The sequence below is a fragment of the Pseudoxanthomonas winnipegensis genome, assembly GCF_004283755.1.
In the GTDB taxonomy this organism is placed as follows: domain Bacteria; phylum Pseudomonadota; class Gammaproteobacteria; order Xanthomonadales; family Xanthomonadaceae; genus Pseudoxanthomonas_A; species Pseudoxanthomonas_A winnipegensis.
In genome coordinates, this window is sequence record NZ_SHMH01000002.1 from 44,738 (window position 1) to 66,322 (window position 21,585).

A 21,585-nucleotide genomic window follows, 5' to 3' on the forward strand; every position below is an offset into this window, starting at 1 on the left:
ATCGGCCCCTCCCCTTTCGCGTAGCGAAGGGGGAGGCTGGGAGGGGGTGCTTTTCAGCTTTCCCGCGAAGAGCAACCCCTCCCCAGCCCTCCCCTTGGCCTGCGGCCAAAGGGAGGGGGCCAAGCTCGCATCTCCGACGCATGCGGAGACAGTTGCTCCACCACACCATTCACCGCTTACCGCTTACCGCTTACCGCTGCGCGCCATGCTGGCGAACACGCCATCGCGGCGCACCCAGGCGTGGAACAGCGCGGCGGCCAGGTGGCCCAGCACGGTGGCGAACAGCACATAGGCCAGCACCGTATGGGCCGGGCGCAGCAGCGCGTACAGGTCGGCGCTGTGCGGGGCGATCGGCGGCAGATGCACGCCGCCGAACAGCACGATCGGATAGCCGCCGGCCGACAGCATCCCCCAGCCGATCAGCGGCATGGCGAACATCAGCCCGTACAGCAGCCAGTGCGAGGCGTGCGCGGCCAGCCTCTGGATCGCCGGCAGGTCGGCCGGCAGCGGCGGCGGCGGGCTGCGCAGCCGGTTGATCAGCCGCACGATCACCAGCAGCAGGATCGCGATGCCCAGCGGCCGGTGCAGGTCCAGCAGCGTCGGCCGCCAGGCCAGCGAGACCACCATACCGGCGCCGATGAACAGCATCGCCAGGATCATCGCGGCCATCAGCCAGTGCAGCGCGCGCGCCAGCGCGTCGAAGTGCCCATAGCGGTTCATTTCGCGTCTCCTTTCGTGGCGCCGGTGGCTTCGGGCGCCTGGCCCGTGCCGATTTCGTGCTCGCGGCGGTTGAAGGAGACCGAATACACCGCCGAGCGCGCCGCCAGGATCGGATCCTTCGACGGCGCCATGCCATCGGGCAGCACCGTCGGGTCGTAATTGATGTCGCGGCAGGCGCCGGTGTCCTGCGGCGAGATGGCGGTGAAGGTCACCGTGCCGGCCACGACCTGGGTGCGGTCGTCGGGCCAGGGCTGTGAGGGATCGTCGATCGGATCGCCGTCGCCGGCCTCGGTGACGACCAGATCCCACTTCACCGGGCCCTTGGCCAGACGCGTATCGAACTCCTCGCTGAGGAAGTCCGCGTCGGACTGCGCGCGCTGCGCTTCGCTGAGCGCCTCGAACGGCGCCTGCGGCCGCAACGACCAGCGCACGGCATGGCGCTCGCCTTGCGCATTGGTGAACCAAAAGCTGTTGACGCCGTTGAACTGGGTATTGGCCCAGCTGTTGGACCACGGCGCCGACTTGGCCCAGGCCAGGAACTTCTTGGCTTCCGGATACCGCGCCAGGAACGCGGCCATCTTGGCCGGATCCGGCTTGCCGGTGGCCGGATCGGGCGCCGAGGCGAGGTTCTGCGCCTGGAAGCCTTCCGGCGTGGCGACCACGAAGAACGGAAAGCTGTTCATCGCCGTGCGCCATTCCTGACCGTCATCGGTCTTGAGCAGCAGCGCGACGCTGCGCACGCGCGCTTTGCTGTCGGCGCCATGCGGATCGCCGCCGCCGATCGATAGCCGCCCCAGGATCGGCGTGCTGGGCTGGGTGAACACCCGCGCCTTGGACAGCTGCGGCGCCTGCGCGCTGGGCGTGAACGCGCCGGCCACGCACACGCCCTTGGTGTGGGCACGGCGGAAGCCTGGATGCGGCTTGCCGGCCTCGATGGTGTCGGTCATCTGCTGCGGCGTCAGGCCGCGGCCGAACCAGCCGCCGACCCAGGCGAAGGCCACGGCCAGGACGGCGACGATGGCGGCGATCCCGGCCAGCGCGGGCACGGCGCTGCGCTTGGGCGGGGGAGCAGGGGGCTGGGACATGGGCGGACCTGGCGATGGCTGGGGAGTGCAGGTAGGACGTCGCGGCGGGGGATTTATTCCCGCATCGCGCCGCAGCGCTTTTTTGCCCCCTCCCTTTCGCGCGCAGCGTGAAGGGGAGGGAGCAGTCGGCAGCAGCTTCGATGGTCCATGCGCCTGCAGACCCGCCGCTCACGCAAAGCCTGCCATTCGGGAATACCCTGCGCCCTGGTTCGTCCTACCCAGATCCCCGCGACGCCTGGCCGCCATGCCCACCCCCACCGATCTCGACGACGCCACACTGCGCACGCTGATCCCGCGTCTGCGTCGGTTCGCGCGCTCGCTGGTGCACGAGCCCGCCGCGGCCGACGACCTGGTCCAGGCCACGCTGGAACGCGCACTGCTCCACGCCCGCCACCGGCACACGCCCGATGCGCTGCAGGCCTGGCTGTTCTCGATCCTCTATCGGCAGTTCATCGACGAACACCGCCGCGGCCAGCGCTGGCGGCGGCTGGCGCAGCTGTTCGGCGGTGACGATGCCGAGACCGCGCCCTCGGCCGAACGCGTGGCCGCCTCGCACGCCACGCTGGCGGCATTCGACACCCTGCCGGCCGAACAGCGCGCGCTGTTGCTGCTGGTCAGCGTGGAGGGCTTCAGCTATCGCGATGTCGCCGACACGCTGGGCGTGCCGATCGGCACGGTCATGTCGCGCCTGGCCCGCGCGCGCCAGGCGCTGCGCGCGGCCAGCGATGCCGAACCCAAGCCGGCGCGGCCGGCGCTGAAGGTGCTGCGATGATCCATCTGGCGCCCAGCGAAGCGGACCTGCACGCCTATGTCGACGGCCAGCTCGACGCGAGCGCGCGCGCCGAGATCGAGCGCTGGCTGGCCGCCCACCCCGAGCGTGCGGCGGTGGTGGCCGACTGGAAGCGCGACGCCGAACGCCTGCGCGTGCAGCAGGCGCTGCCCGAGCACTGGCCGGCCAATCCGCTGTTGGACCCGGCCCGCTTGCGCCGCCAGGTCCGCGCGCGGCGCCGCACCCGATTGGGCATGGCCGCGGCGATGGCGCTGTCGCTGTGCGTCGGCGTCGGCCTGGGCTGGCAGGCGAAGCAGGCGCAGAACCCGGTCGCGCGCCTGCCGATGGCCGATGCGGTGGCCGCCTACCGGCTGTTCGCCACCAGCGACACGCTGGCCTCGCTGGACAGCGCCTCGCCCACGCAGCTGCGCGACTGGCTGGCCCTGCACTTCGGCGCGCTCGACCGGGTGCCCGACCTCTCGGCCCAGGGCTTCCACCTGGTCGGCGGCCAGCGCCTGTCCACCGAACAGGGCGCGGCGGCCATGCTGGTCTACGCCGACGCGCAGGGCACGCGGCTGGGCCTGTACGTGCGCCCGGGCGGCTGGTTCCGCCGGCCCGGACAGCGCCGCGACGGCGACCTGCTCGCCCAGTACTGGTCGCGCGGCGATGCCAGCTTCGCGGTGGTCAGCCCGTTCGACGATCCGCGCGCCCGCAGCGTCGCCTCGGCACTGGCCCCGCGCGGCTGAGGCGCTGTTGACCTGGTAGGGCTGTTGGCTTGGTGGGAGCACCTGTCTCCTCAAATCTCGCGGCGACCGGCCTGTAGAGCGGAGCTTGCTCCGCTGGGGCCTTCCCTACGAACCGAACGAAGAGCAGCGGAGCAAGCTCCGCTCTACAGGTAGGAGCCACCATGGTGACGATAGGGCTTTCCTGGTAGAGCCCATCGCCACTGCAGTGTCTCCCACAAAGCAAAGCCCGCGGATCAGGCCGCCTGCAAGGCATTGATCTCCACCGTGACGTGCACCAGCTCCTCATGCACGGCCAGCGCCGCGCGCACCGCCTGCGGCGACAGCCCGGCGGCGCTGACCAGGGAGACGATCGCCGCATACTGGCCGCGGCCGACACGCCACACATGCAGGTCGCTGATCGCCGTCGGCTGCGGCAGCGCGGCGACCACCTCGCGCACTTCCTCCACCACCGGCGCATCCATCTCCGCATCCAGCAGCACCCGGCCGGTGGCGCGCAGCAGGCCCACGGCCCACACCGTGACCAGGACCGCGCCGGCGATGCCCATCACCGGGTCCAGCCAGGCCGCGCCGAAGAAGCGCCCGGCCAGCAGCGCGGCGATCGCCAGCACCGAGGTGGCCGCGTCGGCCAGCACATGCAGGTAGGCGGCGCGCAGGTTGAGGTCGGCGTGATGGTCGTGGTCGCCGTGGGCGTGCGCATGCCCATGGTGATCGTCGTGGTGGTGCGCGTGGCCGTGGTCGTGCCCGTGGTGGTGATGGGTGTGGTCGTCCTTCAGCCACCACGCGCAGACCAGGTTGACCGCCAGGCCCAGCACCGCCAGCACGATGGCCTGGTCGTAGCGGATCGGCAGCGGATCGACCAGGCGCTGCACCGACTGCCAGGCCATCAGCAGCGCCACGCACAGCAGCAGCACCGCGCTGGTGTAGCCGCCCAGGATCTCGATCTTCCAGGTGCCGAAGGCGAAGCGCGCGTCGCGCGCATAGCGCCGCGCCGCCGCGTAGGCCAGCAGCGACAGGCCCAGCGCCAGCGCGTGCGAACTCATGTGCCAGCCATCGGCCAGCAGCGCCATCGAGTTGAAGAGCCAGCCGCCGGCGATCTCGGCCACCATCATCAGCGCGGTCAGCACCACGGCGCGGCGGGTGTTGCGCTCGCCGGCCGCATTGCCGGTGACGAACTGGTGGTCGTGGCGATGCGCATGCAGCGCGTGGTCGAGGGACATGGGCCGGGTCCGGGGTGTAGGATACCCCCCCATGGTATACACGAGCCCGGCCCCATGTCGCATGTGATCCACGACGCCCCGCGCCTGACCCCGCGCGTGAAGCGCCTCAAGGGCCAGGTCGCCGCCCTGGAAAAGGCGCTGGCCGGCGAACCGGAATGCCTGGCCGTGCTGACCCAGATCGCCGCCATCCGCGGCGCGGCGCAGAGCCTGCTGCTGGAGGTGCTGGAAGGCCATATGCAGTCGCACGTGGCCGAGGAGAAGAATCCCGCCGCGCGCCGCGCCGAGGTCGCCGCCGTGAACAAGATCCTGCGCTCGTATCTCAAATAGCGGGACGCCGGGCGCGGGCGTTGCCGGCGTCGGCACGCGCGCGCAGGCATGCTGTGCGCCCCTGGTGTCGCCCTGGACCTGCGCGTGCCCGATCTGCATTTCTATCGCCCCGCCGACGGCCACGGCCTGGCGCACGATCCCTTCAAGGCCATCGTCGCGCCGCGGCCGATCGGCTGGATCGGCTCGGTCTCGCCCGAAGGCGTGCGCAACCTGGCGCCCTACAGCTTCTTCAACGCCTTCGGCGACACGCCGCCGCTCATCGGCTTCAGCAGCTCGGGCTGGAAGGACAGCGTGCGCAACATCCAGGCCACCGGGGTGTTCACCTGGAACCTGACCACCGCCGCGCAGGCTACGCAGATGAACCAGAGCTCGGCGCCGTTCCCGGCCGAGGTCGACGAGTTCGAACGCAGCGGCTTGGAGGCCCTGCCCGGGCGCGTGGTCGATGCGCCGTTCGTGGCCGGCACGCCGGCCGCCTTCGAGTGCCGGCTGACCCAGCTGATCCAGCTCAACGACGCGCAAGGCCGCGCGCTGCCGCAGTGGCTGGTGCTCGGCGAGGTGGTCGGCGTGCACATCGACCGGCGCTTCCTGGTCGATGGCGTGTACGACACCGCCGCGGCCGCGCCGATCCTGCGTGCCGGCGGACCCGGCGCGTATGTGCGCGTGGGCCCGGAGGCGATGTTCGACATGCGCCGTCCGACCAAGGCATGAGCGCACGCGAGTCGCTGCTGCTGTTGCCCGGCCTGCTCAACGACGCCGAGCTGTGGCATGCGCAGCTGGAGGCGCTGGCCGACCTGGCCGACTGCCAGGTCGGCGACCTGACCCAGGGCGAGAGCCTGCACGCGGTGGCGCGGCAGGTGCTGGCGGCCGCGCCGCCGGCGTTCGCGCTGGCCGGCTTCTCGCTGGGCGGTTACGTGGCGCAGGAGATCCTGCGCATCGCCCCGCAGCGGGTCACGCGGCTGGCGCTGCTGGACACCTCCTACCTGCCCGACACGCCGGCCCGCGCCGAACAGCGCCGCGCGCAGCAGGCCGCGGTCCGGCGCGGCGCCTTCCATGGCTTCGGCGAGGCGCTGATGCGGGCCTATACCGATCCCTCGCACCACGGCGATGCCGCGCTGCTGGCGCGCATCCGAAGCATGACCCAGCGCCTGGGCGCCGAGGTCTTCCTGCGCCAGAGCGCGTTCGCGCGCGTCGATGGCAGCGCGGTGCTGCGCGCCTTCTCCGGGCCGGCGCTGGTGCTGGTCGGCGAGCACGACGCGATCACCCCGCCGGCCGTGCACGAACAGATGGCCGCCCTGCTGCCCGACGCCACCCTGGTGCGGGTGGCGCAGTGCGGGCACCTGAGCCCGCTGGAGCAGCCCGACGCGGCCAGCCGCGCCCTGCGCGACTGGCTGTTGCGCTAGCAGCCACCGGGCGCGACACACGCCCGCCAAACCGGCTGCCTATGCTCCGCGCACGCCGCCCCTGTGAGTCGATGCCGATGTCGCTCCCGTCCTTCCTGCGCCCCTGCAGCGGGCTGCTGTTGCTGCTCCTGGCCAGCCTGGCCCAGGCCGAGGTCTATCGCCTCGACGCCCCGCCCGAACGCGCGTCCGCCGACGCCACGCCGCGCAGCCGCGCGTTGGGCGAGCTGACGCTGAACAACGGCGTGCGCCTGCCGGCGATGCAGCTCATCGCGGTCGATCCGATGGAAGACAGCGGCTGGAGCACCGCGGACGCGCCGCCGCTGACCCTGGACGCCACGCTGGCTCCCGCCCTGGCCGCCCGGCTCACCGCCTGGTCCACTCCGCGCGGCTGGCTGCTGGTGCCACGCGGCTGGCAGCCGGTACGCGGCGCGCTGGGCGTGGATGGCTCGGCTTCGATCGCCTTCCTTGCCGAGGACGGCCAGGGCGAGGTCTCGCTGTACGACGCCGGCGCCTGCGTGGGCTGTGCGGTCGGCGCGGCCAGCGCCTTCTTCGCCCAGGCCCGCGAGCAGGGGCGCAAGGAAGACTTCTTCGTCTACGAAGGCGCCGGCCCGGACCTGAAGACCACCGCGCTGGGCCCGCACACATTGGGCTACCACAGCCAGGCCGGCGCTCTGTCGGTGGACGGGCTGGCCTGGTTCGACGGCAAGGCCGACCTGCCCTACCACGACCTGCGCGTGCGCCTGCCGCCGGACCAGCACGCCCTGGCCCGCGCCATCCTCGACTGGCGCCTGCCGGAGAAGGACGCGCGCTGAGCGCGGACCACGGGCCGCACTGGCAGCGGCGAGCGCGGCAACATGAAGGCGCAAAAAAGAACGGCCGCCTCGCGGCAGCCGTCCAGTGGGCCAACGATACGCGTCAGCCCTTGATGCACAACACCTGACGCAGCGTGTGGACCACCTCCACCAGATCCGCCTGGGCCGCCATCACCGCGTCGATGTCCTTGTAGGCGGCGGGTGATTCGTCGATCACGCCCTGGTCCTTGCGGCATTCGACGTGGGCGGTGGCCTGGCGGTGCTCGGCCAGGGTGATGCTGGCGCGTGCCTGGGTGCGGCTCATGACGCGGCCGGCGCCGTGGCTGCAGCTGTGGAAGCTCTCGCCATTGCCGCGGCCACGCACGATGTAGCTGCGCGTGCCCATGCTGCCCGGGATGATGCCCAGCTCGCCCGCCCTGGCGCTGACCGCGCCCTTGCGGGTCACCAGCAGGTCCTGCCCTGCGTGCGTCTCCTTCTGCACGTAGTTGTGGTGACAGTTCACCGCCTGTGCCTGCAGCTGGAACTTCGGCAGACGGTGACGCATCTCGGCCAGCACCCGCGCCATCATCGCCTCGCGGTTCTCGCGGGCGTAGTCCTGCGCCCACGACACCGCCTCCACATAGTCGTCGAACAGCGGCTCGCCTTCCATGAAGAAGGCCAGGTCCTTGTCCGGGACGTGATAGCCCAGCACGCGATGCGCCAGCTGCTCGCGCGCACGTTCGATGAAGTACGTGCCGATGAGGTTGCCGGTGCCGCGCGAACCGCTGTGCAGCATCACCCACACCGCGCCGGTCTCGTCCAGGCACAGCTCGATGAAGTGATTGCCGCCGCCCAGCGTGCCCAGCTGACCGTCCAGCTTGTCGGTGCGGATCTTGCGGTGCCTGGCCTTGATCGCATCCAGGCGCGCGGCCAGGCCCGACTGCGCCACACGCGTGCCGATGCTGTCGGGCAACCTGTGGTGTTCGCCGCCGCGGCCGTTGCCGACCGGCACGCTGCGCTCGATGCTGTTGCGCAGCTGGGCCAGGCTGTCGGGCAGGTGCTCGGCGCGCAGCGTGGTGCGCACGGCCGCCATGCCGCAGCCGATGTCCACGCCGACCGCCGCCGGGATGATCGCGCCCTGCGTGGGAATGACCGAGCCGACCGTGGCGCCCTTGCCCAGGTGCACGTCCGGCATCACCGCCACCCATGGCCCAACGAAGGGCATGGCGGCGATGTTGCGCAGCTGCGCGTGGGCCTGTTCCTCCAGCGGCACACCGCGCACCCAGCCCTTGATCGGCGTGGCGCTGCCCTCGGCGTGCAGCAATTCGAATGTATTCATCTGTTTCACCTCGATCCTTGGTTGAACCGGCACGCGCCGCGTCCTTGCGGCGCGCCCGGGGTGTTGCTACTTCAGCGTGACCAGCTGCTTGAGCACGCCATCCAGGCCGCCGAACACGGTCAGGCGATCGATCTTCTCGGTCACCTTCTCCAATGCCTCCAGCTCCTTCAGGCGCATCAGCACCGGGCTTTCGTCCACCAGCCTGGCGGTGTTGAGCAGCGAACGCGTCGCGTTGGCCTCCTCGCGGCGGCGGATGAGGTTGGCCTGGGCCTGCTTCTCCGCCTGCACGACCCCGTTGAGGATCTGACGCATTTCGCCGGGCAGGATCACGTCCTTGATACCCACGCCCAGCACCTCCACGCCGAACGCGTCGAGCTTGCCGCGCACGGCGGCGAAGATCTCCGCATCCAGCCCGGCCTTGTCGCCCAGCAGTTCGTCCAGGGTCCTGGACGAGACCACCTTGCGCAGCCCGTGCTGCAGCTCGCGGTACAGCTGGTCGACGTACTTGGCCACCTTGGTGCGCGCGGCGACCGGGTCGGTCACGCGCACACTGGCGGCCAGGTTGACGCGCAGCGAGACCTTGTCGCGGGTCAGCAGCTCCTGGCCCTGCACCTCGATCGCCTGCACGCGCAGGTCGATCAGGTCCACGACCACGTTCTTCTGGAAGTTCCAGAAGGCCGTGCTGCCCGGCGCCAGCGTGCGCGCCAGCTTGCCGTCGATGAACACCAGGCCGGCGAACTCGGCCGGCACATCGGCCACCACCGCCTGCCTGGACAGCGCGCCGAGCTGGCGCAGGCGCCGCATGACCTCGGCCGGGACTTCCAGGCCGGCGGTCAGCGGCAGCGCGCGCACTTCGACGTCGACCGGGCCGCGCCAGTACAGCTTGCGCGTGCCGGGCGGCAGCACGTCTTCGAGCTTGCCGTTCTTCATGACCAGGCCGACCTCATCGGCGCCCAGGTCGGCCAGCACGAAGCTCGCGTCCAGGCGCGCACCCAGCGCGGCGCTCAGCACCTCGCTGTCCTTGCCGGCGTACTCGGCCGGCACGGTGGGATGCACGCGCACCTCGATCTTGTTGAAGGCGTCGAACAGGCGGTACACGCCCGGGCCGAGCACCCGCTGGAACTGACGATCCGCAAACACCAGGCCGCGCTCGCCGTCACCGATCACGACCCGCTTGGTCCAGAACATGGCACTTTCTCCTTGTGGTCTGGTGTCGTCGATCGAAAGAGACAAGCCCGCGCGCAGATCGACGAAGACGCGCGGACGGCGCCTGCGGCACCGCGCCGCAGGCAGGAGGAAGAAGGTGGAAACACCCCTGGACGTCGACCGCACGGAGCGTGAGGCGCGCGGGGTGCCGGGGCCGACGGCGCCGCAGCGCGCGCACCGCGATGCATTGCGATGCGCACGTTCCGACCTCCGTCGCCGCGACCCACGCGGGCCTCGGCCCGGTGCGAACGCCGCTGCGCCGCGCCTGTCGCCCGGCGGTCCTTCGCCGGGGCGACCCCGCTTGCGCACGGAGTGTTTCCTGATGGGCTTGCGCCCGGTGCTCTTGCGAGCGTGGAGCGGGATTCGAACCCGCGACTGACGGATTACAAGTCCGTTGCTCTACCCAACTGAGCTATCCAGTGGTGGGCGTCCAGGTGTCGAACCTGACCCTCCGGGTCGCCCCGGCGCTCTCTCCAGGTGAGCTACCGCCCGCATCGTCGTGGCCGCATTTCTGCGTGCTTCCGGCATACGCCACTGCAGCGCCGCGCGCACCGGCCGGAATCAAAATCCGGGCCGCTGGAAACATCAGACAATACGTCCCCGATTACCCGCGCAGATCCGCGCGGATAATGTGGTGCGTCCGATTTTGTTAATCGGACGAGTTAATGATGGGTTCCCGCCCCGCGCCACCCGCGCTGGAGCATCACCACGCGGCGCACATGCGCCGGTTGCAGCCGCGCCCTTGCCTCAGGGCGTGCGCCAGCACGCCTGGATGCTCCAGGGCAGAACCTGTCGGTTCCGGATCGGAAAGCCATATTGGTGGGTTGTGCGTGGTCGCACGCAAAAGCCTTTGCGAATGCCTGGAAAGAAAAAACCCCCGGGTTTTCAAGACCCGAGGGCATTCGCAGTGCCTCGGGAGATCGCCGGTGGCCGATCTCCCATGGAGTCGACCGGCGTCAGCGGTTGTCCGCCTTGTGCGCGCCGTGCGCCGCTTCCAGCGCACGCAGGCCCGCGACGCGCAGCAGCTGCGTCATGCGGATGATCTGATGGCGGGGCTGGAAGTTCATGAGCTTGGATTGGCTGGATTAAAACGCAGGAGCGTCCTGCGATGGGCGCGCACGATACACCGCACATAATCGGTGCGCAAGCACTTTTTCTAAAAATAATCGGCCCGCCGAGATAATCGGCGCGACCCGCACATATCGCCGCATCATCGCCGGGCGCCGCGGTGACGGCGCCCGGCGGATCGATCAGCCTTTCGGCGGCAGCAGTTCGAACTGCACCGCGCTGCCGTTGGCCGACGAGTCGGTGACCCACAGGTCGAACAGGCCGGGCTCGGCGCCGAACACCAGGTCGGTGCCGGTGAAGGCCAGCAGATGGCGGTCCAGCTGGAACTGCACCTGCGCCGATTCGCCGGCCAGCAGCGCGATCTTGTTGAAGCCCTTGAGCTCGCGCACGGGGCGCACGCGGCTGGCGACGCGGTCGTGCACGTACAGCTGCACCACGGTCTCGCCCGCCACCGCACCGGTGTTGGTGACGGTGGTGGTGATCACCAGCGTCTCGTCCCAGCCCAGCTGCGCCGTGGACAGCTGCGGCGTGCCGTAGGCGAAGGACGTGTAGGACAGGCCATGGCCGAAGGGATACAGCGCGTCGGCGGTGAACTCGCGCCAGCGCGACTTGTACTCGTGCACGTCGGGCAGCTCGGGACGGCCGGTGCGCGGGTGGTTGTAGAACAGCGGCTGCTGGCCCGAGTCCTGCGGGAAGCTCACCGGCAGGCAGGCCGAGGGGTTGTAGTCGCCGAACAGCACGTCGGCCACGCCATGCCCGGTCTGGCTGCCCAGGAACCAGGTCACCGCGATGGCCTGCGCGTCGCGCACGGCGCCCTGCAGCGCCAGCGCGCGGCCGTTTCGCAGGAGCACCACCAGCGGCTTGCCGGTCGCCGCCAGCGCTTCGGCCAGGGCCTGCTGCGCGGCCGGTACGACGATCTGCGTGCGCGACTGCGCCTCGCCGCTGTAGCGCTGCGGCTCGCCGATGGCCAGCACCACCACGTCGCTGGCCTGCGCCGCGGCGACGGCGGCCTCGATGCCGCCCTCGATCGCCGCTTCCAGCCCGCAGCCGTCTTCGACGATCAGCTGCGCCTGCTCACCCAGCGCGGCGCGCACGCCGGCCTCGAGGGTGACGTAGCGCGACTTGTCGCCGAACAGCGTCCAGCAACCCTCGATGTTGTCGTGGTCGCGCACGAACGGGCCGATCAGCGCGATCTTCTGGCCCTGCTTGCGCAGCGGCAGCACCGCATCGTCGTTCTTCAGCAGCACGATGGAACGCCGCGCCGCGTCGCGCGCCAGCGCTTCGTGCTCGGCCAGGTGCGTGGTCTCGGCCTCGCGCGCGGCGTCGAGCGAGCGGTAGGGATTGTCGAACAGGCCGATCTGCTCCTTCACCCACAGCACGCGGCGCACGCCCTCGTCCAGCTGCGCCATCGACACCTCGCCGCTCTCCACCAGCGCGCCCAGGTGGCGTTGGTAGAAGCCGCTCTGCATGCTCACGTCCAGGCCGGCGGTGAACGCGCGGCGCGTGGCGTCGCGTTCGTCGGCGGCATAGCCGTGCGCGATCAGTTCCATGTCGGCGGTGTAGTCGGACACCACCAGGCCGGGGAACTGCCAGGCGCCGCGCAGCAGGTCGGTCATCAGCCAGCGGTTGGCGCTGGCCGGCACGCCGTTGATGTCGTTGAAGGCGCTCATCACCGTGATCGCGCCGGCATCGAAGGCGGCCTTGAACGGCGGCAGGTGCACATCGCGCAGGGTCTGCTCGGAGATGTCCACGCTGGCGTATTCCAGGCCGCCTGCCACGGCGCCGTAGGCGGCGAAGTGCTTGGGTGTGGCCAGCAGGCAGTCCTCGGCCTGCAGCCCGGCCTGGCCCTGGAAGCCCTGCACGCGCGCGGCGGCGAAGGCGCAGCCCAGCACCACGTCCTCGCCGGCGCCCTCGGCGCCGCGGCCCCAGCGCTGGTCGCGGGCGATGTCCACGGCCGGGGCGAAGGTCCAATGGATGCCGGCGGCGGTGGCTTCCACGGCGGTGGCGCGCGCGGTGCGCCGGGCCAGGTCGGGCTCGAAGCTGGCCGCCTCGCCCAGCGGGATCGGGAACACCGTGCGCATGCCGTGGATCACGTCCGAGCCGAACAGCAGCGGGATGCCCAGGCGCGACTCCTCCAGCGCGATGCGCTGGGCCTCGCGCCCCTGCGCCGCGCCGACGCCGTTGAACAGCGCGCCGATGCGCCCGGCGCGGATGCCTTCGCGCACCTGCGCGGCGTCCAGCGCGTTGGCCTCCGGGTTCACATCCGGGGCGAACGGCCGCAGCGCGTCGGCAAAGATTCCCAGCTGGCCCACTTTCTCTTCGACCGTCATCTGCGCGATGAGGGCTTCAATCCGTTCGGAATTTGACATCCGGTCTCGCCATGAAAACGTTTACAGCCATTCTAGGCCATGCCCCGGGGATGCCAAGCCCTCGGGGGCTCCAAACAGCCAAGGCTGCACCCGGTCGGTGCCTTCTGTCGAGCCACGAGTGAGCGCGCGGTCACGGGCGGCGGACGGCAGTGGTTCGGGAGAGCGCGCCTGAACCCGGGAAGCGCGCTGCAACCGCCCCCAAAGGCCCCCCTGTAGAGCGGAGCTTGCTCCGCTGAGGCTTTCCCAATGATCCAACCGAAATGCAGCGGAGCAAGCTCCGCTCTACAAAAAGGCGGCGACGCGATCGAAAGCGACGATGGCGCCCACGCTAATGCAGCTGCGGCGAACCTTCGTCTTCGCGGCGCTCGGGCGGATCACCGGCCTGGACCGGACACGGCGGTTCGCCGCTGCCCGGCGGCAGCGGCAGGAAATCCTCGGACTCGTGGGACGGTCCGGGCTGGATGAACCAGCGATGCGCAACGCTCACGACGGCCTCCTCGCGCCGCGATGCTAAGGCGGCGGCGCGCTGCGGAATGTCCATCCGGCCTCGTCATGCGCGGGTGGACGCCGTGCCGGCAATCCTTCACGCCGCGCAACGGTTTCGTCAGGGCGCGCTGGCCTGGTCCAGCGCCTGGATCTGCTCTGGGGTCAACGTCAGCTGCGCCGCGCGCAGGATCTCCTGCAGCTGCTCGACGCTGCTGGCGCTGGCGATCGGCGCGGTGATCGAGTCGCGCGCCATCAGCCAGGCCAGCGCGATCTGCGCGGGCTTGGCGCGCTGCTGGGCGGCCACTTCGTCCAGCGCCGCCAGGATCCGGCGGCCGCGCTCGTTGAGATATTTCCTGACCGCGGCTTCGCCACGCGGGCTCTTGGACGCATCCGCCGGGTCGCGGTACTTGCCGGTCAGGAAGCCCGATGCCAGCGCGTAGTAGTTGATCACGCCCAGCCCATGCGCCTTGGCCAGCGGCTCCAGCGTCTGCTCGTAGTCGGCCCGGTCGTAGAGGTTGTACTCCGGCTGCAGCGTCTCGTAGCGCGGCAGACCCTGGGCCTGCGCCACCTCCAGCGCCTCGGCCAGGCGCTCGCCGCTGTAGTTGGAGGCGCCGATCGCGCGCACCTTGCCCTTCTCGATCAGCCGCGCGAAGGCGCCCAGCGTGGCCTCCAGCGGGATCGAGGGGTCGTCGGCATGCGCCTGGTACAGGTCGATGGTGTCCACGCCCAGGCGCTTGAGCGACTGGTCCACCGCGGTCTTGATATTGTCCGGCGACAGGCCGGGCAGCTCGTCCCACTTGCCGACCTTGGTGGCGATCACCACCTCGTCGCGCTTGCCGCTGGACCTGAGCCACTGGCCGATCAGCGTCTCCGATTCGCCGCCCCGGTTGCCCGGCACCCAGGCCGGATACACATCGGCGGTGTCGATGAGGTTGAAGCCGCCGTCGACGAAGGCATCGAGCAGCTTCGCCGTCCCGGCCGCGTCCTTGACGCTCCAGCCGAACACGTTGCCGCCGAAGGCCAGCGGCGCGACGGTGAGGCCGCTCCTGCCGAGCGGACGTTGCGAAATGGTCATGTGGCACTCCTGTCCTGAACGTGGGGAAACAACAAGGACGTCCCACGGTAGGCCGCGGGCGTTTAACGCCGCGTCCACGCCTGGTGACGTCCACACGACATGCTAGGCTCGCGCGCACCTTCGCTGATGGGATGTGCTCATGCGCAGATCGCTTGCCGTTCTCACCCTGTGCGCCGCGCTGGCGCCGGTGGCCCTCGCACAGCAGGCGAGCCCGCCCTCTCCTGTGGCGCCCGCGCTGAAGGCCAGCGTCGATGGCAGTTGGCGCAAGCCGGACAATGTCGAACGCGACAAGTACCGCCATCCGGGCCAGACGCTGACCTTCTTCGGCGTGCAGCCGCACGATACGGTGATCGAGATCACCCCGGGCAACGGCTGGTACTCGGAAATCCTGGCGCCCTACCTGCAGGCCGAAGGCCAGTACATCGCCGCGGTGGTCGACCCGGCGGCGGTGGCCGAATCCTCGCGCGCCTACCAGCAGAAGGCCGCCGACAGCCTGCAGGCGCTGTTCGACGCCGATCCGGCGCATTACGGCAAGGCCAGGCTGGTGCGCTACTCGCCGGCCGCCCCGGTGTTCGGCCCGCCCGGCTCGGCCGATGTGGTGCTCACCTTCCGCAACGTGCACAACTGGCGCATGGCCGACAACGCCGAGGCGATGTTCAAGGGCTTCTATGCCGTACTCAAGCCCGGCGGCACGCTGGGCGTGGTCGAGCATCGCGCCAAGGGCGACGTGGCCGACGACGACAAGAGCGGCTATGTCGGCCAGGCGCAGGTGATCGCGCTGGCCACCGCGGCCGGCTTCCGGCTGGAGGGGCAGAGCGAGATCAACGCCAACCCGCGCGACACCAAGGACTATCCCGGTGGCGTGTGGACGCTGCCGCCGACCAACAAGCACCCGCCGGCCGACGACGCCAAGTACCGCGCCATCGGCGAAAGCGACCGCATGACGCTGCGCTTCATCAAGCCCTGAGCGAAGAGGACCCGGCATGCGCGGGCGAGCCCTGCTGACCGGCGCGGTCGCGCTGCTGGGCGCGGTTCTGGCCGCGATGGCCGTGCTGATGCTGGCGACTGCGGTCGCAGGCAATGTCGCGCAGGGACAGATCGGATGGGTCATGCAGGCGATCGGCCTGCTGCTGTTTTCCGCCCCGGCGCTCGCATGGCCCTTCTCGTCGCGCGTGGCGCGCGCCCTGCTCTTCCTGGCGCTGTCCGCGCTGGCGTTGCTTTCGCTCTGGCTCGTGTTCTGGCCGCAGGGCGTAACGCAGGTGCCGGTACTGACACGGATCGCAGTGATCGCGTTCGTCGTGCTGTTGGTCTTCCGCATGTGGATCTCGGCAAGGCGGAACAGGGCGGCAACGGGAACGGAGGTGCGGGAATGATCCGGTTCGAGGCCGAGGAGAAGGCGGCGATCGTGCGCCGGATCCAGCTGTATTTCGATCAGGAGCTTCGGCAGGAGATCGGCCGCTTCGATGCGGAGTTCCTGCTGGACTTCTTCGCCGAGGAGATCGGCGATTACTTCTACAACCGCGGCCTGTACGACGCGCAGGCTGTGTTGGCTGCGCGCGTGGACGATCTCAACGAGGCCATCGTGCAGCTCGAGAAGCCGACCGAGTTCCGCAGGTAGCGGCACCCGCGCTGCGATCCTCGTGATGGGGTCGCTGCGCACGGGGGATAATGCGCGGCCCCTGCATCCCGCGCCGCTTCGCCGTGCTGATCGCCTTCAACAAGCCGTTCAACGTGCTGTGCCAGTTCACCGACCGCAGCGTTACGCCGCGGCCGACGCTGGCCGACTTCGGACTGCCCAAAGACGTCTATGCCGCCGGCCGGCTGGACTACGACAGCGAAGGCCTGCTGCTGCTCACCGACGAGGGCGCGCTGGCGCATCGGCTGACCGATCCGCGCCACAAGCAGGACAAGACCTATTGGGTGCAGGTTGAAGGCACGCCGCAGCCTGCGGAGCTGCAGGCGCTGAGCACGGGCGTGGTGTTGAACGATGGCGCCACCCTGCCCGCACGCGCCGCCCTGCTCGATCCGCCGCCGGCGCTGTGGCCGCGCGATCCGCCGGTGCGGGTGCGCAAGACCGTGCCCGATGCCTGGCTGGCGCTGACCCTGCGCGAGGGCCGCAACCGGCAGGTACGGCGCATGACCGCGGCGGTGGGGCTGCCCACCTTGCGGCTGGTGCGCGTGGCGATGGGCGGCATCGCGCTGGATGGCCTGCAGCCGGGGCAATGGCGCGTCGTGCAGGGCTGAAGCAGCCAACGCCCAAAACGCGAACACCCGGCGAAGGGCCGGGTGTCGGTGAAGCTGGCTCGGCCGCCGCTACCGCCGTTGCGGCGCGAAGGCCGAGGACTCAGCGTGAAACCTTTAGTCCTTGGCCGGGGTCGCCTTCGGTGCCACGCGGCTGTAGCGGGTCGAGCGCGAACGCACGCCGGCATTGCCGCGGGTGGTCGCCGGCTCCAGACGCCGGGCGCTGCCGTTGAGCGGCTGGCCCTGCTTTTCCTTGTACTTGCGATAGACGGCATAGCCGATCAGGCCCACGCCCACCGCGGCGGCGGCGCCCACGGCCACCGGATTGCGCTTGACGAAGTTGCCGGCGACCTTGCCGCCGGTGCGCACCGCACCCAGCGCGGCGCTGCTCTTGAACAGCTTGGCGGCCTTGGAGCTGCGCGAGGGCAACAGGTCGCGCGCGCTGCTGCCGGCATGACGCAGGCCGTCGCCTGCCTGGTGGACCAGATCCAGGGCGGTTTCCAGGGCGCGATCGCTGATGTCGGAGAACTTGCTCATGGGGGACCCCCTTGGGTGATGACAGGCGGCCAGTGTCCCGGCCGCAGTGTGGAAGGCTTGTGTGCGCCACGCCGCGAGGCCTGCCGCAGGCTGAATGCCGGGATTCGCTTGGGATTGGCTCTTGGGTAGGAGCAACCGTCTCGACAAATCTCGCAGCGGCCTGCCTGTAGAGCGGAGCTTGCTCCGCTGGGGCTTTCCCACGAACCGGACGAAGAGCAGCGGAGCAAGCTCCGCTCTACAGGTAGGCGCGAAAGCGAGAAAAAGGGCTCAGGTGCCGCGCGGCTTGGCGCGGTGGGTGGCGGTGGCGCTCCAGGGGTCGTCGGGCCAGGGATGGCGGGGATAGCGGCCCTTCATTTCCTTGCGCACCTCGGCATAGGTGTTGGCCCAGAAGCTGCGCAGGTCCTGGGTGACCTGCAGCGGCTTGCCGCCCGGCGAGAGCAGGTGCAGGGTCAGCGGCACGCGCCCGTCGGCGATGCGCGGGGTATCGCCCAGGCCGAACAGCTCCTGCAGCTTGACCGCAAGCACCGGCGCGCGCGGGCTGCCGTCGTGCTCCAGGCCGTAGTCGATGGGCCGCTCCAGGCCGGAGGGCACGGCGATGCGGGTGGGCGCCAGGGCGTCGATGCGCTGGCGCAGGGACCAGTCCAGGCCGGACTTGAGCGCCTCGCCCAGCGTGGCCTCGTCCAGCGCGTCCAGGCGCGTCTTGCCGGCGAAGGCGGGCTTGAGCCAGTGGTCCAGCGTGGCCAGCAGCGCCGCATCGGAGCGGTCGGGCAGCGCCAGCTCGGGCATCCAGGCGCGCAGGCTCTGCACGCGCGCCTGCCATTGGCGCAGGCCCGGCGTCCACGGCAGCGCGTCCAGGCCGAGCTCGCGCACCGCCTCGGTCAGCGCGCCGGCGGCCTGCGCCGGGTCGACGCGGCCGGCCGGGCGCGCGTCCAGCACGATGGCGTCGAAGCGCGTCTCGCGCTGGGCCACCAGCGCGCGCCGGTCCGCGTCCCAGCGCACGTGGTCGCCGGTGGAGAAGCGCCCGGCGAAGGCCTGGCGCAGCGCGGCCTCGTCCACCGGCGCGCCGCGCAGGATCAGGCCGTCGCGCGCCTCGAAGCGCAGCTCGCTGGCCACGATCCACGGCTCGCCGCGCAGGCTGCTGTCGTCGAACAGGCGCGCGGTGCGGCCGTTGCTCAGCGCGTAGCGCAGCGGATCGGTCGCGTGGCGGAAGCCAATACGGTCAGGAAAGGCGTGGATGAGCAGATCGCCGAGCACGTGCGCGTCCAGTTCGGCCGGGGCGCTGGCGTCCTCGCGCACGCGGCGGCGCCACTGGCGCGCGGCGGCGTCGATGGCCGCCAGGCCGCCGCGATGCGCATCGCCCGGCACGCGCCCGTTGCGGAACGCCGCGAGCGCGCGCCAGCGCGCGGCCAAGCCATCGCCGGCGTGGCGCAGCGGATCGCGCGCCTCGATCAGGGCGGCCAGGTCGCAGGCCACGGCGCGCAGCGGTCCGGCCGGCGCGGCCAGCAGCATCGCGGCCAGGCGCGGATGCGTGCCCAGGCGCAGCATCCGCCGCCCGGTCTCGGTGATGGTGCCGGCCTGGCTGAGCGCGCCGAGCTTGCGCAGCAGGTCGCGCGCGGCGGCCAGCGCGCCGGCCGGCGGTGGATCGGGGAAGCGCAGCGCGTCGCTGCCCCAGGCGGCCAGCTCCAGCGCCAGCGCGGCCAGTTCGACCTGGGTCAGCTCGGGGCGGCGCTGCGGTTCGAGCCGCTGCGAGGCCGGCCACAGCCGCCAGGCGACGCCCTCGGCGACGCGCCCGGCGCGGCCGGCGCGCTGATCGGCCGAGGCCTGGGCGATGCTCACCACATCCAGCCGCGAGAAGCCGCTGTTGGGGTCGAAGCGCGGCTCGCGCGCCAGGCCGCTGTCGATCACCACGCGCACGCCAGGCAGGGTCACCGACGACTCGGCCACGTTGGTGGCCAGCACGACGCGGCGGCGGCCGTCGGGATCGGGCTGCAGCACCTCGGACTGGCGCTCGACTGGCAGCTCGCCGTGCAGGGCCAGCACGCGCGCCTGGCCCAGCGCCGGGCTGTGGCCCAGCGCGGCTTCGACCTTGCCGATCTCGCGCTGCCCGGGCAGGAACACCAGCAGGTCGCCGGGCTGCTCGGCCAGCGCCTGCTCGATCGCGCGGCGCACCTGCGATTCCAGCGCCTCGTCGCGGCGCGCGGGGAAATGCGACACCGCCACCGGGAAGCTGCGGCCGGCGCTGGTCAGGCGCGGCGCGTCCAGCCATTGCGACAGGCGCTCGCCATCCAGCGTCGCCGACATCACCACGATGCGCAGGTCTTCACGCAGGCCGGCCTGCACGTCCAGCGCCAGGGCCAGACCGAGGTCGCCGGCCAGGTGGCGTTCGTGGAATTCATCGAACAGCAGCGCGCCGACGCCTTCCAGCAGCGGGTCGTCCTGCAGCATGCGGGTGAGGATGCCTTCGGTCACGACCTCGATCCGCGTGCGCGGGCCGACCTTGTTCTCGAAGCGGATGCGGTAGCCGACGGTCTCGCCCACCGCCTCGCCCAGCTGCCGGGCCATGAAGCCGGCGGCGGCGCGCGCGGCCACGCGGCGCGGTTCGAGCATCACGATCCTGCCGCCTTCCAGCCACGGCGCGTCGAGCAGGGCCAGCGGCACCTGGGTGGTCTTGCCGGCGCCGGGCGGGGCCTCGAGCACCAGGCGCGGATGGTCGGCCAGCGAGGCGGTGATCTGCGGCAGCAGCGAAGCGATGGGGAAGGAAGGTGCGGACATCGCGCACAGGATAAGGCGCGCGTCGGCCACGCCCTACAATGGCTGCCCCCACGTTCGTGCGCCACGCTCCATGCAGCTGATCGACATCGGTGCCAACCTCACCCACGAGTCCTTCGACCGCGACCGCGACGCTGTGCTGCAGCGCGCGCGCGCCGCCGGCGTGGCCCAGCTGGTGATCACCGGCGCCAGCCGCGAGCATTCGCCCAAGGCGCTGGACCTGGCGCGCGCGTATCCGGGCGTGCTGTTCGCCACCGCCGGCGTGCATCCGCACCACGCGGTCGAATACACCGAGGAATGCGATGCCGAGATGCGCGCCCTGCTCGCGCAGCCGGAAGTGGTGGCCGTGGGCGAATGCGGGCTGGACTACAACCGCGACTTCTCGCCGCGCCCGGCGCAGCGGCGTGCCTTCGAGCGGCAGCTGCAGACCGCGGTGGACACCGGCAAGCCGCTGTTCCTGCACCAGCGCGATGCGCATGCGGACTTCATGGCGATCATGAAGCAGTTCGACGGCCGGCTGCCGGCGGCGGTGGTGCACTGCTTCACCGGCACGCGCGAGGAGCTGTTCGACTACCTCGACCAGGACTGGCATATCGGCATCACCGGCTGGCTGTGCGACGAGCGCCGCGGCGCGCACCTGCGCGCGCTGGTCCCCAGCATCCCGGCGCAGCGGCTGATGATCGAGACCGACGCGCCCTACCTGCTGCCGCGCACGCTCAGGCCGCTGCCGAAGGACCGGCGCAACGAGCCGGCCTTCCTGCCGCACATCGCCGAGGAACTGGCGCGCGACCGCGGCGAGGACGCGGACCGCATCGCCCAGGCCACCACCGCGACCGCGCGCGCGTTCTTCGGCCTGCCTGGCCAAGCGGCCTAGGACTCGACCTTGTCGTCTTCGCGCTTGGCATCGGCCATCGCCTCGGGCTCCAGTTCCTCGGCGGCGCGGTTGAAGCGCACGAACACGCCCCAGGACACCAGCAGCAGCGCGGCGGTGGCGCCGATGGACGCCGCATAGGGCAGCTGGCTGGGCGCCTCGTGCGCCATCTCGAACACCGACACCAGCGTCTCGATCGACAGCGCGATCACCACCACCACCAGGAAGCGCGACAGGTAGCGGCGCACGCGCGTGGGCCCGCTGACCTTGACGTCGCGCAGCACCTCTTCCTCGAAGATCGTCTGGCCCAGCTCGATCGACACCAGCGCGATGGTCAGCAGGCCCACGCACTCGAGCACGGTGTTGAAGCGCGCGCGCATGTCCGCCCCGGCCGGCGCCTGGACCAGGCCGTGCCACAGCTCCTGCGCGGCCAGCCACAGCAGGGCCACGCCGCACAGCATGAACATGAAGATCACCAGCACGTGGCCGGCCTTGAACAACCCGGACAAGCCCTTCATCGACACCGCTCCCCTAGAACGCAACGCCGCGCAGCATCGGCAGCGGCGCGT

General features: G+C 70.9%; 22 protein-coding genes and 1 tRNA gene. 11 read left to right on the top strand and 12 right to left on the bottom strand.

Features of this window, described 5'->3' with window-relative positions; genetic code table 11:
* Positions 1 to 183: 183 nt before the first annotated feature.
* Both EAT51_RS03505 and EAT51_RS03510 read right to left on the bottom strand, forming a co-directional pair.
* A complete protein-coding gene (locus EAT51_RS03505; protein WP_130520295.1) occupies positions 184 to 720 on the bottom strand; it encodes a cytochrome b in 537 nt (178 codons plus the stop codon).
* A complete protein-coding gene (locus EAT51_RS03510; RefSeq protein WP_130520297.1) occupies positions 717 to 1,805 on the bottom strand; it encodes a catalase family peroxidase in 1,089 nt (362 codons plus the stop codon). Before EAT51_RS03510 ends, EAT51_RS03505 begins: the two co-directional genes overlap by 4 nt.
* A gap of 244 nt (positions 1,806 to 2,049) precedes the next feature.
* Between EAT51_RS03510 and EAT51_RS03515 the strand changes: the two genes are divergently transcribed.
* Both EAT51_RS03515 and EAT51_RS03520 read left to right on the top strand, forming a co-directional pair.
* A complete protein-coding gene (locus EAT51_RS03515; protein WP_130520299.1) occupies positions 2,050 to 2,577 on the top strand; it encodes an RNA polymerase sigma factor in 528 nt (175 codons plus the stop codon).
* Positions 2,574 to 3,320, top strand: coding sequence for an anti-sigma factor family protein (locus tag EAT51_RS03520; protein ID WP_130520301.1), 747 nt, complete (start codon positions 2,574 to 2,576; stop codon positions 3,318 to 3,320). Before EAT51_RS03515 ends, EAT51_RS03520 begins: the two co-directional genes overlap by 4 nt.
* 233 nt (positions 3,321 to 3,553) lie before the next feature.
* Here EAT51_RS03520 and dmeF read toward each other — a convergent pair whose 3' ends face one another.
* Positions 3,554 to 4,537, bottom strand: coding sequence for a CDF family Co(II)/Ni(II) efflux transporter DmeF (gene dmeF / locus EAT51_RS03525; RefSeq protein WP_323052882.1), 984 nt, complete (start codon positions 4,535 to 4,537; stop codon positions 3,554 to 3,556).
* A 54-nt stretch (positions 4,538 to 4,591) separates the two neighbouring features.
* Between dmeF and EAT51_RS03530 the strand changes: the two genes are divergently transcribed.
* The 4 genes from EAT51_RS03530 (at position 4,592) to EAT51_RS03545 (ending at position 7,076) form a co-directional block, all read left to right on the top strand.
* Positions 4,592 to 4,864, top strand: coding sequence for a metal/formaldehyde-sensitive transcriptional repressor (locus EAT51_RS03530; protein WP_130520305.1), 273 nt, complete (start codon positions 4,592 to 4,594; stop codon positions 4,862 to 4,864).
* 78 nt (positions 4,865 to 4,942) lie between these two features.
* Complete coding sequence (locus EAT51_RS03535) at positions 4,943 to 5,572, top strand: flavin reductase family protein (RefSeq protein ID WP_205953612.1); 630 nt, start codon at positions 4,943 to 4,945, stop codon at positions 5,570 to 5,572.
* Positions 5,569 to 6,264: an alpha/beta fold hydrolase gene (locus EAT51_RS03540; RefSeq protein ID WP_130520309.1), complete on the top strand. Its 696-nt coding sequence runs from the start codon at positions 5,569 to 5,571 to the stop codon at positions 6,262 to 6,264. Before EAT51_RS03535 ends, EAT51_RS03540 begins: the two co-directional genes overlap by 4 nt.
* Before the next feature lie 77 nt (positions 6,265 to 6,341).
* Positions 6,342 to 7,076: a DUF4850 domain-containing protein gene (locus EAT51_RS03545; RefSeq protein WP_165421975.1), complete on the top strand. Its 735-nt coding sequence runs from the start codon at positions 6,342 to 6,344 to the stop codon at positions 7,074 to 7,076.
* 103 nt (positions 7,077 to 7,179) lie between these two features.
* Here EAT51_RS03545 and EAT51_RS03550 read toward each other — a convergent pair whose 3' ends face one another.
* The 6 genes from EAT51_RS03550 to EAT51_RS03575 form a co-directional block, all read right to left on the bottom strand.
* Positions 7,180 to 8,394 carry an RtcB family protein gene (locus tag EAT51_RS03550; RefSeq protein WP_165421976.1) on the bottom strand — a complete coding sequence of 405 codons (1,215 nt, stop codon included), beginning with the start codon at positions 8,392 to 8,394 and terminating at the stop codon, positions 7,180 to 7,182.
* Positions 8,395 to 8,460: 66 nt separating this feature from the next.
* On the bottom strand, positions 8,461 to 9,582 hold the full coding sequence (locus tag EAT51_RS03555; RefSeq protein ID WP_130520315.1) for a slipin family protein: 1,122 nt from the start codon (positions 9,580 to 9,582) through the stop codon (positions 8,461 to 8,463).
* Positions 9,583 to 10,020: 438 nt separating this feature from the next.
* Positions 10,021 to 10,091, bottom strand: a tRNA-OTHER gene (locus EAT51_RS03565).
* A 759-nt stretch (positions 10,092 to 10,850) separates the two neighbouring features.
* Positions 10,851 to 13,037: a glycoside hydrolase family 3 N-terminal domain-containing protein gene (locus EAT51_RS03570; protein ID WP_130520317.1), complete on the bottom strand. Its 2,187-nt coding sequence runs from the start codon at positions 13,035 to 13,037 to the stop codon at positions 10,851 to 10,853.
* A gap of 328 nt (positions 13,038 to 13,365) precedes the next feature.
* On the bottom strand, positions 13,366 to 13,524 hold the full coding sequence (locus EAT51_RS20210) for a hypothetical protein (protein ID WP_165421977.1): 159 nt from the start codon (positions 13,522 to 13,524) through the stop codon (positions 13,366 to 13,368).
* Between the two features lie 117 nt (positions 13,525 to 13,641).
* A complete protein-coding gene (locus tag EAT51_RS03575) occupies positions 13,642 to 14,598 on the bottom strand; it encodes an aldo/keto reductase (RefSeq protein WP_130561317.1) in 957 nt (318 codons plus the stop codon).
* A 139-nt stretch (positions 14,599 to 14,737) separates the two neighbouring features.
* Between EAT51_RS03575 and EAT51_RS03580 the strand changes: the two genes are divergently transcribed.
* From EAT51_RS03580 to EAT51_RS03595, 4 genes are all read left to right on the top strand, one after another.
* Positions 14,738 to 15,565: a class I SAM-dependent methyltransferase gene (locus EAT51_RS03580; RefSeq protein WP_130561318.1), complete on the top strand. Its 828-nt coding sequence runs from the start codon at positions 14,738 to 14,740 to the stop codon at positions 15,563 to 15,565.
* Positions 15,566 to 15,581: 16 nt separating this feature from the next.
* A complete protein-coding gene (locus EAT51_RS03585) occupies positions 15,582 to 15,971 on the top strand; it encodes a hypothetical protein (RefSeq protein ID WP_130520323.1) in 390 nt (129 codons plus the stop codon).
* A complete protein-coding gene (locus tag EAT51_RS03590) occupies positions 15,968 to 16,216 on the top strand; it encodes a DUF2164 domain-containing protein (protein ID WP_130520325.1) in 249 nt (82 codons plus the stop codon). Before EAT51_RS03585 ends, EAT51_RS03590 begins: the two co-directional genes overlap by 4 nt.
* 83 nt (positions 16,217 to 16,299) lie before the next feature.
* Positions 16,300 to 16,842: a pseudouridine synthase gene (locus tag EAT51_RS03595; RefSeq protein ID WP_130520594.1), complete on the top strand. Its 543-nt coding sequence runs from the start codon at positions 16,300 to 16,302 to the stop codon at positions 16,840 to 16,842.
* 114 nt (positions 16,843 to 16,956) lie between these two features.
* Here EAT51_RS03595 and EAT51_RS03600 read toward each other — a convergent pair whose 3' ends face one another.
* Together EAT51_RS03600 and hrpB are read right to left on the bottom strand one after the other, a co-directional pair.
* Complete coding sequence (locus tag EAT51_RS03600; protein ID WP_130520327.1) at positions 16,957 to 17,376, bottom strand: hypothetical protein; 420 nt, start codon at positions 17,374 to 17,376, stop codon at positions 16,957 to 16,959.
* Between the two features lie 267 nt (positions 17,377 to 17,643).
* Positions 17,644 to 20,148 (bottom strand): ATP-dependent helicase HrpB, encoded by a 2,505-nt coding sequence (gene hrpB / locus EAT51_RS03605; protein ID WP_165421978.1) that lies wholly within the window; start codon positions 20,146 to 20,148, stop codon positions 17,644 to 17,646.
* 70 nt (positions 20,149 to 20,218) lie between these two features.
* Here hrpB and EAT51_RS03610 point away from each other — a divergent pair, with 70 nt between their 5' ends.
* On the top strand, positions 20,219 to 21,019 hold the full coding sequence (locus EAT51_RS03610; protein ID WP_130520329.1) for a TatD family hydrolase: 801 nt from the start codon (positions 20,219 to 20,221) through the stop codon (positions 21,017 to 21,019).
* Here the strand turns inward: EAT51_RS03610 and EAT51_RS03615 are convergent.
* Positions 21,016 to 21,534 carry a hypothetical protein gene (locus EAT51_RS03615; protein ID WP_130520331.1) on the bottom strand — a complete coding sequence of 173 codons (519 nt, stop codon included), beginning with the start codon at positions 21,532 to 21,534 and terminating at the stop codon, positions 21,016 to 21,018. The genes EAT51_RS03610 and EAT51_RS03615 overlap by 4 nt on opposite strands.
* Positions 21,535 to 21,585: the final 51 nt, after the last annotated feature.